This is a genomic window from Rhizobium sp. LARHSG275, assembly GCF_052871115.1.
Window position 1 is genome coordinate 1 of sequence record NZ_JBIXJN010000039.1, and the last position, 14638, is coordinate 14638.

Annotated in this window: 14 protein-coding genes and 1 riboswitch; of the genes, 6 read left to right on the forward strand and 8 right to left on the reverse strand. The window is 61.0% G+C overall.

Features of this window, described 5'->3' with window-relative positions; all coding sequences use genetic code 11:
* Positions 1-566, reverse strand: a 566-nt coding sequence (locus tag ACIPSK_RS31895; protein WP_446533125.1) for an ABC transporter substrate-binding protein, incomplete at its 3' end; no start/stop codon positions are given.
* A 307-nt stretch (positions 567-873) separates the two neighbouring features.
* Here ACIPSK_RS31895 and ACIPSK_RS31900 point away from each other — a divergent pair.
* The 4 genes from ACIPSK_RS31900 to queE all read left to right on the forward strand — a co-directional run bounded on the left by ACIPSK_RS31900 (position 874) and on the right by queE (position 3897).
* The gene (locus ACIPSK_RS31900) at positions 874-1926 is read left to right on the forward strand and encodes a LacI family transcriptional regulator (RefSeq protein WP_162119411.1); all 1053 of its coding nucleotides are present in this window, start codon (positions 874-876) and stop codon (positions 1924-1926) included.
* A 179-nt stretch (positions 1927-2105) separates the two neighbouring features.
* Positions 2106-2816, forward strand: coding sequence for a 7-cyano-7-deazaguanine synthase QueC (queC, locus tag ACIPSK_RS31905; RefSeq protein ID WP_162119412.1), 711 nt, complete (start codon positions 2106-2108; stop codon positions 2814-2816).
* On the forward strand, positions 2816-3172 hold the full coding sequence (gene queD / locus ACIPSK_RS31910) for a 6-carboxytetrahydropterin synthase QueD (RefSeq protein ID WP_162119413.1): 357 nt from the start codon (positions 2816-2818) through the stop codon (positions 3170-3172). Before queC ends, queD begins: the two co-directional genes overlap by 1 nt.
* Positions 3169-3897: a 7-carboxy-7-deazaguanine synthase QueE gene (gene queE, locus ACIPSK_RS31915; RefSeq protein WP_162119414.1), complete on the forward strand. Its 729-nt coding sequence runs from the start codon at positions 3169-3171 to the stop codon at positions 3895-3897. Before queD ends, queE begins: the two co-directional genes overlap by 4 nt.
* 17 nt (positions 3898-3914) lie before the next feature.
* Here queE and ACIPSK_RS31920 read toward each other — a convergent pair whose 3' ends face one another.
* From ACIPSK_RS31920 to ACIPSK_RS31945, 6 genes are all read right to left on the reverse strand, one after another.
* The gene (locus ACIPSK_RS31920) at positions 3915-5147 is read right to left on the reverse strand and encodes an adenylate/guanylate cyclase domain-containing protein (protein ID WP_162119415.1); all 1233 of its coding nucleotides are present in this window, start codon (positions 5145-5147) and stop codon (positions 3915-3917) included.
* A 104-nt stretch (positions 5148-5251) separates the two neighbouring features.
* Positions 5252-6226: a class 1b ribonucleoside-diphosphate reductase subunit beta gene (nrdF, locus tag ACIPSK_RS31925; protein WP_162119416.1), complete on the reverse strand. Its 975-nt coding sequence runs from the start codon at positions 6224-6226 to the stop codon at positions 5252-5254.
* A 171-nt stretch (positions 6227-6397) separates the two neighbouring features.
* Positions 6398-8602 carry a class 1b ribonucleoside-diphosphate reductase subunit alpha gene (gene nrdE, locus ACIPSK_RS31930; RefSeq protein ID WP_162119417.1) on the reverse strand — a complete coding sequence of 735 codons (2205 nt, stop codon included), beginning with the start codon at positions 8600-8602 and terminating at the stop codon, positions 6398-6400.
* Entirely contained in the window at positions 8581-8985 is a 405-nt protein-coding gene (gene nrdI, locus ACIPSK_RS31935) for a class Ib ribonucleoside-diphosphate reductase assembly flavoprotein NrdI (RefSeq protein ID WP_162119418.1), read from the reverse strand. Before nrdI ends, nrdE begins: the two co-directional genes overlap by 22 nt.
* A gap of 12 nt (positions 8986-8997) precedes the next feature.
* Positions 8998-9219, reverse strand: coding sequence for a glutaredoxin-like protein NrdH (gene nrdH, locus ACIPSK_RS31940; protein WP_017968025.1), 222 nt, complete (start codon positions 9217-9219; stop codon positions 8998-9000).
* Positions 9220-9496: 277 nt separating this feature from the next.
* Positions 9497-9722: riboswitch (cobalamin riboswitch) on the reverse strand.
* A 240-nt stretch (positions 9723-9962) separates the two neighbouring features.
* A complete protein-coding gene (locus ACIPSK_RS31945) occupies positions 9963-12215 on the reverse strand; it encodes a heavy metal translocating P-type ATPase (RefSeq protein WP_162119419.1) in 2253 nt (750 codons plus the stop codon).
* A 71-nt stretch (positions 12216-12286) separates the two neighbouring features.
* On the opposite strand from ACIPSK_RS31945, the gene ACIPSK_RS31950 reads away from it, so the two are divergent.
* Both ACIPSK_RS31950 and ACIPSK_RS31955 read left to right on the forward strand, forming a co-directional pair.
* On the forward strand, positions 12287-12709 hold the full coding sequence (locus ACIPSK_RS31950) for a MerR family transcriptional regulator (protein ID WP_017968027.1): 423 nt from the start codon (positions 12287-12289) through the stop codon (positions 12707-12709).
* Positions 12710-12778: 69 nt separating this feature from the next.
* The gene (locus tag ACIPSK_RS31955; RefSeq protein ID WP_162119420.1) at positions 12779-13993 is read left to right on the forward strand and encodes a TIGR03862 family flavoprotein; all 1215 of its coding nucleotides are present in this window, start codon (positions 12779-12781) and stop codon (positions 13991-13993) included.
* Positions 13994-14087: 94 nt separating this feature from the next.
* On the opposite strand, the gene msrB is transcribed toward ACIPSK_RS31955, so the two are convergent.
* Complete coding sequence (gene msrB, locus ACIPSK_RS31960; RefSeq protein WP_075226093.1) at positions 14088-14573, reverse strand: peptide-methionine (R)-S-oxide reductase MsrB; 486 nt, start codon at positions 14571-14573, stop codon at positions 14088-14090.
* Positions 14574-14638 lie beyond the last annotated feature (65 nt).

Consider the following 14638-nt stretch of genomic DNA (forward strand, 5'->3'; position numbering starts at 1 on the left):
TTCTGGCCGCCAAGCGCCAGCGGGATGACGCCAGCAGCCTTGGCCTTGTCGAGCAGCGCGATCAGTTCGTCGAAGGTCTTCGGCTGGGTGCCGCCGATCTTGTCCATGACAGCCTTGTTGATCCACAGCCAGTTGACCGAGTGGACGTTGACCGGGGCGGCAACCCACTTGCCGTCATAGACGGAGAACTTCTGCAGGGCTGCCGGCACCGACTTGTCCCACCCTTCCTTCTTCGCCGTCTCCGTCAGATCGCCCATGACGCCGGCCTGGGCATAATCGAGCACGGTATAGCCGAGCATCTGCGAGGCCGTCGGATAGGTGCCGGCCGCCACCATCGCCTTCAGCGCCGTCATCGCCGCATCGCCGCCACCGCCGGCAACCGGCACGTCCTTCCAGGCATACCCTTCCTTCGAAAGATCCTGCTTCAGAACGTTCAGCGCCGCTGCCTCGCCGCCGGACGTCCACCAGTGCAGCATCTGTACTTCCTTGACGTCGGCGGCGTGGGCCGCACTGAGGCCAGCCATCATCACGACAGCAACAGCTGCCGAGCTCAAAAACTTGCGCATGAATTTCCTCCCGTTTGCAAATCGGCGGCGGGACCTCCCTGCCGCCCGATGCCTCCCGCTCTTGCAGCGGTCAGCATACGGCCGCACTCCTCCGCGCGGTTGCTAATTTAAAACGTTATAAGTCATTGGCCGTCAAGCCCTCTCTCGACAGTCGAGAAAAATATGGCTATTTCGCCATTCTATTGAATTTGCTATGAATTATATTCGTGACTAACAAAACGTTAAAATTTAAAACGTTTTCATTCGTCGATTGCTTGCTGAAAACGTCGTGTTATTGTGTCGGCAAATCCAGCATGGAAAACTAAGGGTGACCGAACCGTCCCGACCGCAGCGCGGCGAAAATCTCGATATCACGCATAAGCGCGGCAAGCCGACCTTGCGAACGATCGCCACGATCGCCGGCCTTGCGGTGACGACGGTGTCACGGGCGCTTTCCGATGCGCCGCAGATTTCGCTCGATACCCGTCAACGGGTGCACCGCATCGCCCGCGAGATCGGCTACCTCCCCGACCGCGCCGCGCAACGTCTGAAGACCGGTCGCACCAACGTCATCGCCATCTTGCTCGATTCGCACGAGGAAGTGGTCGGTTTCAGTACCTCGATCATGTACGGCATCGCCAAGGCGCTGAAGGAGACCTCCTACCATCTTGTCGTCGCCCCGAACTTCCTGTCGACGACCGATATCGAGGCCGCCGAATACATCATCCGCAACCATCTCGCCGACGGGCTGATCTTCACGCGCACCGAACCGCTCGATGCCCGCGTCCGCCTGCTGCTCGAAACCGGCTTTCCCTTTGTCTGCCACGGCCGCACCGAATTTTCGACGCCGCACCCCTATGTCGACTACGACAATTTCACCTTTGCCTATGAGGCGGCGCGCCGGCTGATCGCCAAGGGCCGCAAAAAGGTAATGGTGATCCTGCCGCCAAAACGGCTGACCTTCTGCCAGCATATCCTGCACGGCTTCATGACGGCGGTGCGGGAGGCAGGCATTGCCTATGAAATCCCCGAGGCAGTCGATCTCGATACACCGGCAGACGTGCTGCGCGACTTCATCCGCAGCCGCGCTGATGCCCCGGATGCTCCTGATGGTTTCATCTGTCCCGGCGAAGTTTCGGCGCTCGCCGTCATCAGCGGCATGAGCGATGCCGGCCGCATACTCGCCGTCGATTACGACATCGTCGCAAAGGAGACGTCCCGCCTTCTCACCCAGCTGCAGCCGAAGGTCGACACTATCCACGAGGACCTGACGGCGGCTGGCGAGGATCTGGGACGCATGCTGCTGCAGCGCATCAGCAATCCGGACGCCGAGGATCTGCAGCTCCTGCTGCCACCGCAGATCAACTTTCCGATCGGTTAGGCTACTCGGCTATGGGAGGCGTTAGTACCCCGAACCCATGAAAACAGGCGTGAAATCAACGTCATCTCATCGTTTAATGACGCTCACGCTTCAAAACTGTTTCCATGACGCGTGATTTGTCCTAGAAGCACCGCGTAATCCGGTCGCAGCCCACCCGGTCAAAACAAGGGATCCAAAATATGAAAACCATCGTCGTCTGCTCCGGCGGACTGGACTCCGTTTCGCTTGCCCACAAGGTAGCGACGGAAAAACAACTTATCGGTCTCGTCTCCTTCGACTACGGCCAACGGCATCGCAAGGAACTCGACTTCGCCGCCAGATGTGCCTTACGCCTCTCCGTTCCCCATCATATCATCGACATCGCCGGCATCGGCGGCCATCTCAGCGGATCGGCCCTGACTGATAATGTCGAGGTTCCGGATGGCCACTACGCCGAGGAGACTATGAAAGCCACCATCGTGCCCAACCGCAACGCCATCATGCTGGCAATCGCGTTCGGTCTGGCTGCGGCGCAAAAAGCAGATGCCGTTGCCGTCGCCGTGCATGGCGGCGACCACTTCATTTATCCGGACTGCCGGCCTGGCTTCATCGATGCTTTCCAGCGCATGCAGAACGAAGCGCTGGACGGCTACGCCAGCGTGAAACTGCTGGCCCCATACGTCGATATTTCCAAAGCCGCGATCGTTGTTGACGGCGAAAAACACGGCACGCCGTTTTCGGAAACCTGGTCCTGCTACAAAGGCGGCGAGCTCCACTGTGGGCGCTGCGGCACCTGCGTGGAACGCCGTGAGGCTTTCCATTTTGCCGGCGTCCCCGATCCCACCGAGTACGAAGACCGGGATTTCTGGAAAGCGGCGATCTCGCGATACTCGGCCACGGAGGTGCGTTGATGTACCGCATCACCAAGGAGTTTCATCTCTCCGCCTCCCATCAATTGGATCACCTGCCTGCCGACCATCAATGTGCTCGGCTCCACGGTCACAACTACGTCGTCGTCGTCGAACTGGCTGCGGAAAACCTGAATGATGATGGCTTCGTCCGTGACTATCACGACCTCTCGCCGCTCAAACGCTATATCGACGAAACTTTCGATCATCGTCACCTGAACGATGTCTTCGGCCATTCGAAAGTTACCTCCGAATTTCTGGCAAGGCACTTTTACGACTGGTGCAAGCAGCGCTTCCCGGAGACATCATCCGTTCGCGTCAGCGAGACCCCTAAAACCTGGGCGGAGTACAGGCCGTGAGCGTCGGAACCATTCGCGTCAGCGAAATCTTTGGCCCGACCATACAGGGTGAAGGTGCCTTGATCGGGCTGCCGACGGTGTTCGTGAGGACAGGCGGCTGTGACTATCGGTGCGCCTGGTGCGACAGCCTTCACGCGGTCGACAGCGCGTTCCGGGATCAATGGATTCCCATGTCCACTGAGGCAGTCTGGCATAAAGTCACGGAACTCTCTGGGGGAAAGCCACTGACGGTTTCCCTTTCCGGCGGCAATCCGGCGATACAGCCCTTAAGGCCACTGATCGAGCTTGGCCATTCGCAAGGATACCGCTTTGCCCTGGAAACACAGGGAAGCGTAGCCCAGGCATGGTTTCGCGATCTCGACGTCCTGGTCGTCAGCCCCAAACCGCCATCAAGCGGAATGCTGACGGATTGGGACCAGGTGGATCACTGTCTTCAATTGGCCGCCGACGGACCGGAAGTCATGCTGAAGATTGTCATTTTCGACGATGCCGACTACGAATTCGCCCAAGGGGCGGGGCAGCGCTATCCCCAAATTCCCTTGTTCCTTCAGCCCGGCAATCATACGCCGCCGCCGCCCGATGACGATGACGCACGCATTGATATCGACGGCGTGATGGATCGGATGTACTGGCTTGTCGATAAGGTGACGGCCGACCAATGGTTTTCGGTACGCGTACTGCCCCAATTGCACGTGCTGCTCTGGGGAAACAAGCGAGGCGTATGAGCCTGCCTGCACTGAAACTATGCAGCAACACGCTCCGGAAAGGCGAAAACATCGACGGGCTCTCCAAGCCCGCGCAGCGGGAAAGTGCCGAGGCTATCCATGTCCTTCGCGCAGTCCGCCATTTCGACGAAGGCCCGCGATAAGAGTACTGGACGCTTGACCTCCTTGGTCAAGGTTTCCAGCCGAGAGGCGACATTGACCGCAGGGCCGATGACGGTGAAATCCAGCCGCCGGCGCGAGCCGATATTGCCGTACATAACGTCGCCGACATGCACGCCGACGCCATAGCGCAGCGGTTCGCGTCCGTTGCCCGCATACTGCTCATTCAATTGCGCCATCAACGCCTGCCCTTCGCGGATCGCCTGCAGCAGATCATGACAGGCCGTGTCCTTGCTCAGCGGAAAGATCGCCAGCAATCCGTCGCCCATGAACTTCAGGATCTCTCCGCCATGCCGCTCGATGGGATCGGACATGGCGTCGAAATAGTCGTTGAGCAGGTGGATGACATCGTCGCGCGGCCAGAGATCGGAGATCGCCGTAAAGTCGCGCAGGTCGCAGATCATGATGGCCGCACCAACGGTCGCACCGCTGCCGCGCGTCGTGACGCCTGACAGGATCTGTTCGCTCGCATGCGGTCCGACATAAGTCTGCAGCAGCGTGCGGGCCATGATGTTCTTCAGCCGGATTTCGCTGACGAGAGTCAGGGCCGGCAGCAGGTCCCGCAGGAAATCGACGTGCTCGCTGGTAAAACCGCCGGGCCGGCGGGTGGAAAATGTCGCGACGTGCCGTTTGCCGAAAGTATGCTCGAGGGGCCAGGCGATATACTCCGTGAGGCCGTCGTCGCGCAATTCCTGATAGAATGAATCCTCGTCGCCGTTGGCTGTGCCTTCCAGCTGTCTGCGCACCTCCTCCGCACCCTGATGGATCGCGTTGACGGGACTGTTCAGGAACTCCGGCGTATTTTCGACACCATAGGCAAATGTGTCGATCTTCGCTTCCGCCAGGCCTTCTTTCCAGAGAATGCGGGCACCGACCCATTGCGGATGGTTCGTCCTGAAATGCAATGTCGCCCGCGCCACCGGGACTCCTGATGCCAAAAGCTTCTCGCACATCTCCACCAGGATATTGTCGATGAACCGCTCGCCGCGCGTCTCGTTCACCAGCCAGTCGAGAATCCGTCTTCTGCGGATCGGCCAGACGCCTTCGTCCGCTTCGACAGCAGTCCCGGCCTTGTTCAAAATAGACGACATCAAAAACTCCCGCTATGCCGCATCATCGGCGAGGACCGAATTTAGTTTCCGCTGAATGTGGGCGATCAGAGAGCAAATGATAAGAGGCAGACGGCGATCAAGCCTCAGAAATCCCAGTCCTCGTCCTCCGTCGCGACCGCCTTGCCGATGACATAGGAGGAACCGGAGCCGGAGAAGAAGTCGTGGTTCTCGTCCGCATTCGGCGAAAGCGCCGACAGGATCGCCGGATTGACCTTGCAGGCCTCGGCCGGGAACAGCGCCTCATAGCCAAGGTTCATCAGCGCCTTGTTGGCATTGTAGTGCAGGAATTTCTTGACGTCCTCGGTCAGCCCGACGCCGTCATAGAGCGCCTCGGTATATTTCGCCTCGTTGTCATAGAGCTCGAGCAGCAGCTCGAAGGCGAAATCCTTGATCTCCTGCTTCCGCTCGTCGCCGAGGCGTTCCAGCCCGCGCTGGAACTTGTAGCCGATATAATAGCCGTGCACCGCCTCGTCGCGGATGATCAGCCGGATCATGTCGGCCGTGTTGGTCAGCTTGGCGCGGCTCGACCAGTACATCGGCAGGTAGAATCCGGAATAGAACAGGAAGCTTTCGAGGAAGACGCTCGTAACCTTCTTCTTCAACGCATCGCCGGAGCGATACTGCTCCATGATCAGCGCCGATTTCCGCTGCAGGAATTCGTTCTCCTCCGACCAGCGATAGGCATCGTCGACATCGGGCGTCGAGCACAGCGTCGAGAAGATCGAGGAATAGGAGCGCGCATGCACCGCCTCCATGAAGGAGACGTTGGAAAGCACTGCCTCCTCATGCGGCGTTACCGCATCTTCCATCAGCCGGATGGAACCGACGCCGTTCTGGATCGTGTCGAGCAACGTCAATCCGGTGAAGACGCGGATGGTCAACTGCTGCTCGGCCGCCGTCAACGTTGCCCAGGAGGGAATGTCGTTGGAAAGCGGCACCTTTTCCGGCAGCCAGAAATTGCCGGTGAGCCGGTTCCAGACCTCGATATCCTTGTCGTCCTCGATGCGGTTCCAATTGATGGCGCGCACGCGGGAGGCGGGTTTGATTTGCATGTTCATTAGGTCGTCCCTCTTGAGGAATATGTCTGGGCGCCCCCTCATCCGCCTGCCGGCACCTTCTCCCCGCTGGGGAGAAGAGACTTGTGGCAGCGTCATCCCCAACCAAGTCCCCTCTCCCCAGCGGGGAGAGGGTTAGGGTGAGGGGGCTTCTGGCTCGCGGCCGAAATCAACTTACAGCGTACAAGACACGCAGCCCTGCACCTCGGTGCCGGAGAGCGCCATCTGGCGAAGGCGGATGTAGTAGATCGTCTTGATGCCCTTCTTCCAGGCGTGGATCTGCGCCTTGTTGATGTCGCGCGTCGTTGCCGTATCGCGGAAGAACAAGGTCAGCGACAGGCCTTGGTCGACATGCTGGGTCGCCGCCGCATAGGTGTCGATGATCTTCTCCGGCCCGATCTCATAGGCGTCCTGATAATAGTCGAGATTGTCGTTGGTCATGAACGGCGCCGGATAGTAGACGCGGCCGATCTTGCCCTCCTTGCGGATCTCGATCTTCGAGACGATCGGATGGATCGAGGAGGTCGAGTGGTTGATATAGGAGATCGAGCCCGTCGGCGGCACCGCCTGCAGGTTCTGGTTATAGAGGCCGGAGGCCATCACCGCCGTCTTCAATGCGGCCCAGTCTTCCTGCGTTGGAATGTGAATGCCTGAGGTCTCGAACAGCGCCCTCACCGTCTCCGTCGCCGGCTCCCAGAGCCGGTCGGTATATTTGTCGAAATATTCGCCGGAGGCATATTTCGAGTTTTCGAAGCCCTTGAAGCTCGTGCCGCGTTCGACCGCCAAAAGGTTCGAGGCGCGGACTGCGTGGTAGGTCACCGTATAGAAATAGATATTGGTGAAATCGATGCCTTCGTCGGAGCCGTAGAAGATGCGTTCGCGAGCGAGGTAACCGTGCAGGTTCATCTGACCGAGGCCGATCGCATGGCTCTCGTCATTGCCCTTCTCGATCGAAGGAACCGAAGAGATGTGGCTCATGTCGGAAACGGCCGTCAGCGCCCGGATCGAGGTTTCGATCGTCTTGCCGAAATCGGCGGAATCCATTGCCGCGGCAATATTCAGCGAGCCGAGATTGCAGGAAATATCCTTGCCGAGATGTTTGTAGGAGAGGTCGTCATGATATTCGCTAGCCTCGCTCACCTGCAGGATCTCCGAGCAGAGATTGCTCATAGAGATGCGCCCGGCGATCGGGTTCGTCCGGTTCACTGTGTCCTCGAACATGATGTAGGGATAGCCGCTCTCGAACTGAATTTCGGCAAGCACCTGGAAGAATTCGCGCGCCTTGATCTTCTTCTTGGAGATGCGGGCGTCGTCCGCCATCTCGCGGTACTTTTCCGTCACCGAAATCTCGGTGAACGGCACGCCATAGACGCGCTCCACGTCATACGGCGAGAACAGGTACATGTCTTCGTTGTTCCTCGCCAGTTCGAAGGTGATGTCGGGCACGACGACGCCGAGCGACAGCGTCTTGATGCGGATCTTCTCGTCGGCATTTTCGCGCTTGGTATCGAGGAAGCGCATGATATCGGGGTGGTGGGCGTTCAGATAGACGGCCCCCGCCCCCTGCCGCGCGCCGAGCTGGTTGGCATAGGAGAAACTGTCTTCGAGCAGCTTCATCACCGGGATGATGCCCGACGACTGGTTCTCGATATGTTTGATCGGCGCGCCGGCCTCGCGGATGTTCGTCAATGACAGCGCCACGCCGCCGCCACGCTTCGACAATTGCAGCGCCGAATTGATCGACCGGCCGATCGATTCCATATTGTCCTCGACGCGCAGCAGGAAGCAGGAAACCAGTTCGCCGCGCTGCTTCTTGCCGGCATTGAGGAAGGTCGGCGTCGCCGGCTGGAAGCGGCCGGAAATGATCTCCTCGACCATGTCGCGGGCAAGCCCCTCGTCGCCGCGCGCGAGCGCCAGCGCCACCATGCAGATGCGGTCTTCATAGCGCTCGAGATAACGCTTTCCGTCGAAGGTCTTCAGCGTATAGCTGGTGTAGTATTTGAAGGCGCCGAGGAAGGTCGGGAAACGGAACTTCTTGGCATAGGCCTGGTCGAACAGATCGCGCACGAAATTGAAGGAATACTGGTCGAGAACCTCCTGCTCGTAATAACCCTCGGTGACGAGGTAATCGAGCTTTTCCCGGAGGTTGTGAAAGAACACCGTGTTCTGGTTCACATGCTGCAGGAAATACTGCTTGGCAGCCAAACGATCCTTGTCGAGCTGGATCCGTCCCTCATCGTCATAGAGGTTCAGCATCGCGTTCAGCGCGTGATAGTCGAGCGTTTCCGCCGCTTTCAAAGGGCGTTCGCCGGCGGGATGAGCAAAAGTGTTATGCGGTTTTGCGCCCGCATCCCGCGTCAGAGTTGTTCCCGTGTCCAAAACCGTTCCATTCCGTGTTTGACGTTGGCGACATCCGCTTCCGTGCCCAGCAGCTCGAACCTGTAGAGGTAAGGCACCTGGCATTTCTGCGAGACCACGTCGCCGGCGAGCCCGTATGTCTCGCCGAAATTGCTGTTGCCCGCGGCAATCACGCCGCGGATGTGTCCTCGGTTTTCCGCATCGTTGAGGAAACGGATCACCTGCTTGGGAACGGCACCCTTGCCGCCGTCGCCGCTATAGGTCGGCACAACAAGCACGAAGGGTTCGCGGATATGGAACGCGTCAGCTGCGCCTGCCGGAATGCGCGTTGCGCGCAGTCCGAGCTTGGCGACGAACCGATGGGTGTTCTCGGATCGGCTGGAATAATAGACGATCAGCCCCATCGCTTTTCTCGATCAGGAGAGTGCGCTGATCATGTCGGGGCGGAAGCCCGCCCAATGCTGCTCGCCGGCGATGACGACAGGCGCCTGCATGTAGCCGAGGCTGCGGACGCGATCGAGCGCTTCGGCATCCTCAGAGATATCGACGATGTCATAATCGACACCCAGGCGGTCGAGGGCACGGTAGGTGGCGGTGCACTGGACGCAGGCAGGCTTGCTGTAGACGGTAATGGTCATGATATTCCTCGTGACGCGATTGGGACGCAGGACATCGATCGGAAATCTGCCGATATCCGTCGAAAAATCTCTGGTGATTTGAGCTATGCGGCCGTTTAGCCGCTGGGCGTGCTCCGCCCTCTACCTCGAGCGGGTGGCGGCCTGAACTGAGATACTGACATGACTTCACCCCGAAGTGGCTCAATGCGAAGGTTTCGGGGGCGGAGGCTCAGGCCTGCGAAACGTGATGCGGAGATTCCCCGCAGCCATGTAACGCGACCTTCCGGACACCCCGCCCGTGGACGTTTCGTTCGAGGCAGGTCTCCTGGCTCACGGGTCAAAGCACCCTGCCCCAGCCTTCCCGGAGCATCATGCTCCAGTGACCTGAAATCGGACAGTTGCTCGCCGCTTACAGTTGCGGGGGCAGCTCCGGCATTGCCGCGCCATGATGGCGAGGCGCACCGTATTCCCGTCTTAGCCGCCGATCCTCACGAATCGATGGAACCTCGAACACTAGATATAGTACGCCAATCCAAATTCGCGTCAACGGATGGTTTGTGCATTGCGTTACGACAGGTTTGAAATCGCTACGTTCCTGTGAAGAAGATGGATAACGAAAGCTTAAAGAAAGCAAGCTGTGGAGAAAGCCCTCACGATGAGAGCCGACCTATGGCCGGTCCCGCGATTTTCGATTCGAGACCTGGCTCGAATCGTCGATGGGACATCCCGCCGGTGACGAGCGCCGGAGGAGGAAGTCAGGAATGTTATATTTTTATCCGAAGCAGCCGCAGCGCGTTGATCGTCACCAGCACGGTGGCGCCGGTATCGGCGAGGATCGCCGGCCAGAGCCCGGTGATACCGGCGATCGTCGTCACCAGGAACACCGCCTTCAGCGCGAGTGCGATGGTGATATTCTGCAGGATGTTGCGCATCGTGCGTTTGGAAAGTTCGATCATCCGCGCCACGTCGCCGACGCGTCCGTGCAGCACGGCGGCATCCGCCGTCTCGAGCGCCACATCGGTGCCGCCGCCCATAGCAATGCCGATATCGGCAGCAGCCAGCGCCGGAGCATCGTTGATGCCGTCGCCGACCTTGGCGACGATGAAGCCCTGGTGCTTCAATTCGCCGACGACCCGCTGCTTGTCCTCAGGCATCATCTCGCCGCGCCAGTCGATGCCGAGCATGCCGGCAACGGCTGCCGCGGTCCGTTTGTTGTCGCCCGTCAACATCATCGCCTTGACGCCTGCTGATTTGAGGGCAGCGAGCCCGGCCTCGGCATCCTCGCGCGGCTCGTCGCGCATGGCGATCAAACCCGCCGCAACACCGTTGACGAGCAGCACCGACACGCTCTTGCCCTCGTCGTTCAGCGCCGCGATGCGTGCATCCTGTTCAGCACTGAGCGCCCCGCGCTCACAGGCGGCGGGCGGCGACAGCAGGTCCAGCGTCTCGCCGCCGACTTTGCCGCTGACGCCCTTGCCCGGCAGCGCTTCCAGCTCGAAGGCCGGCGGCACGGGAACGCCGTCTGACTTGGCGCGGTTGAGAATCGCCAGCGCCAGCGGATGGCTGGAACCCTGCTCCAGCACCGCCGCGCGCGACAGCACCTGCGCCTCGCTCAATCCGAAGGAGATGATATCGGTGACCTGAGGCCTGCCATCCGTCAGCGTGCCTGTCTTATCGAAGGCGACCATCGTCACCTTGCCGAGCGTTTCCAGCACCGCGCCGCCCTTCATCAACAGCCCGCGCCGCGCACCTGATGAAAGCGAGGCGGCAATTGCCGCCGGCGTCGAAATGACGAGTGCGCAGGGGCAGCCGATCAAGAGGATCGCAAGGCCCTTATAGACCCATTCGCCCCACGGGCCGGCAAACAGCAGCGGCGGAACGACCGCGACCAGTGCTGCAACCACGACCACGCCGGGCGTGTAATAGCGCGAAAACCGATCGATGAAGCGTTCGGTCGGCGCCTTCGATTCCTGCGCTTCCTCCACCAGCTTGACGACACGGGCGATGGTGTTGTCGGCGGCCGCCGCCGTGACGCGAACCCTCAGCACCGCATCGCCATTGACCGTGCCGGCAAAAACGACGGCATCGACCCCCTTGCGCACCGGCGTGCTCTCGCCCGTCACCGGCGCCTCGTCGATTGCACTCTCGCCTGAGATGATGATGCCGTCCGCAGAGATACGGTCGCCAGGGCGAACCATGATAGTCGCGCCAACGGCAAGGCTTTCTGCCGGCACTTCCCGCGTCTGCCCATTGTCTTCGAGCAGCGCATTCTTCGGCACCAGACCCGCCAACGACTGGATGCTTTCGCGCGCCTTGCCGGCCGCCACCCCTTCCAGCATCTCGCCGACGAGGAACAGGAATACGACGGTTGCCGCCTCTTCGCCGGCATTGATGATGACGGCGCCGACGGCGGCAATCGTCATCAGCATCTCGATCGAAAACGGTATACCTGACAGGGCGGCCATGATAGCGCGCCGCGCGATCGGCACCAGCCCGACCACCATGGCGACGATGAAGGCATAGGACGCAATCGCCGGCACGAGATGGCCGACGGCGTAGGCGGCAACGAGTGCGGCACCCGAAAGGATGGTCAGCCGGCCCTTCCGGCTCTGCCACCAGAGACCCGCCATCGGCGCGTGGTCGTGCCCGTGCAGCCCCTCGATTTCCTTCTCGCCGTGATCGTGAGGATGGTCGTGGTCATGACTTGCATGGTCACGGCTATGGCCCGCGTGATCGCCGCAGTCATGTCCATGGTCGTGACGATGCTGCGAGCCCTGGGTGTGCGCCGGCGCAGCGCTTCCGGCAAGCGGCGCGACGGAATAGCCGAGCCCGGTCACCTTCTTCTCGATCACCTTGAGATCGCTGCTGCCATCGTGGCGGACGGTCATCGTGCCCGCCATCACCGAGACGGAAACATCGGCGACACCCGCCACGCGTCTGACCGCCGTATCGATCTTGGTTGCGCAGCCGGCGCAATCCATGCCGCCAACCCGGTATCGTGTCTCGCTCTCAGCCATCATCCGCTTCCTTGTCAAACAGAAGCATCCCTCCTACATCCTCTAGCGACTAGAGGTGCAAGAGGAAAATCATGAAAAAGATCACCATTGGTGAAGCTGCTCGCCAAAGCGGCGTCAAGGTGCCGACGGTCCGTTATTATGAGAGCATCGGCCTGCTCGCGGCGCCGAGCCGCAGCGAGGGCAACCAGCGCTCCTTCGAGCCCGCCGATATCAGCCGCCTCGCCTTCATCCGCCACGCCCGCGAACTCGGCTTCGAGATCGAGGCGATCCGCACGCTGCTCACCCTGCAGGATGATCCGTACCAGTCCTGTGCCTCGGCCGACGCCATCGCCAAGGCGCGTCTCGTCGAAGTCGAGCAGCGCATCCGCAGCTTGACGGCGCTGAAGGCCGAGCTGGAAACCATGGTGGAAGGCTGCGGCCACGGCCGCGTCGACCAATGCCGAGTCATCGAGGTGCTCGCCGACCACGGCCAGTGCACACATCCGCACCACTGACCGCTGCCCTTGCAGGCGGTCCGCGCCCGCGCCAAAACTGAATGCAGACAGAATCGGGCGAAGACATCCATGAACCAGAAACGGATTGCGATCATCGGCGGCGGCCCGGCGGGTCTCGCGGCTGCCGAACTGCTGTCCCGTTCCGGTCATGCGGTGACGGTCTACGACGCCATGCCGACCTTCGCCCGCAAATTCCTGCTGGCCGGCAAGTCGGGTCTCAACATCACCCATTCCGAGGATTATGCCCGTTTCACCACACGCTTCGGCGCGGCCTCCGCCCGTCTGCGCCCCGCTCTTGATGCCTTTACCCCTGATGATATCAGGCATTGGGCAGCAGGGCTCGGGACCGAGACCTTCGTCGGCTCGTCCGGCCGGGTGTTCCCGAAGGTGATGAAGGCCTCGCCTTTGCTGCGCGCCTGGCTCAGGCGACTGGAGGCGCAGGGCGCCACGCTGCGCACCCGCCACCGCTGGAGCGGGTTTGCCGAAGATGGCTATGCTTTCGAAACGCCCGAAGGGCGCAGCATCGTCCATTGCGACGCAGCCCTGCTGGCGCTCGGCGGCGCAAGCTGGCCGCGCCTCGGCTCCGATGCAAGCTGGCTGGCTCGGCTATCGGAGAGAGGCGTCGAGATCGAACCCTTCAAGCCCGCCAATTGCGGCTTCGCCGTCGGCTGGAGCGGAAGCTTCAGCGAACGTTTCGCCGGCGAGCCGGTAAAGTCGGTCACCGCAACATCCGAGGCCGGCACGTTTCCCGGCGAATTCGTCATCACCGGGAGCGGCATCGAGGGCAGCCTGGTCTATGCCCACACCGCCAGCCTCCGCGACCGGCTGCTGAACCACGGCGGCGCTGCCCTGACGCTCGACCTCGCACCCGGCCGCACCATCGAGAGGCTGAGCCGCGACCTTGCCCGGCAGGACGCCAAATCGAGCTTTTCAAACCGCCTGCGCAAGGGTGCCGGCCTCGACGGCGTCAAGGCGGCGCTGCTGCGCGAACTCGCCCCCGAGCGCGATCGGACCGATCCCGAGCGTCTCGCCGGTATGATCAAGGCCCTATCGGTGCCGGTGATCGAAACCCGCCCGATCGCCGAAGCGATCTCCTCGGCCGGCGGCATCCGCTGGAGCAGCATCGGCGACAGCTACATGTTGAACGCGCTGCCGGGCACCTTCGTTGCCGGTGAGATGCTAGACTGGGAAGCCCCGACCGGCGGCTATCTCCTCACCGCCTGCCTGGCGACCGGCCGGGCGGCAGCGCGCGGCATCGAAGCCTGGTTGCAGCGCAGAGCATGATGCCGAAAAGTGTGATCGGTCTTCGGACGACACCATGCTCCAACTCTTAATTTAGAACAGGCAGTCATCAGCATCGAGTAACGTCATCCCTGGATCAGGCCGAGGCCGGACGGAATGTCATGGCAAGCCCATTCATGCAGTAGCGAAGCCCGGTTGGCTTCGGGCCGTCATCGAAGACATGGCCGAGATGCCCACCGCAGCGACTGCAGTGCACGGCGTTGCGCACCATGCCGAAAGTCGTGTCGCTCGTGGTGCCGACGGCTTTTTCGAGCGGCGCCCAGAAGCTCGGCCAGCCGGTGCCGCTGTCGAATTTGGTGGTCGAGGAAAAGAGGTCCTGGTCGCAGCCGGCGCAGGCGAAATTGCCCTTTCGCTCCTCATGCAGCAAGGCACTGGTGAAGGGCTGCTCCGTCCCCGCCCGGCGCAGGATGACATATTGATCCGGCGTCAGCAGCTTGCGCCATTCCTCGTCGGTGTGCGTCACCGCAAACGTCTCGGCGGCGATCGCCTTGCCGGCCAGGCCCAGGTGAACCGCAAACGCCCCAAAAGCCGCGCCCATCAGCAACAATCGTCTATTCAGCATGGTCGGATCTCCTCATCTGGCAAACCTTCTACCGTACAGAACTACGAGAGAGAGGGGTCATTTGT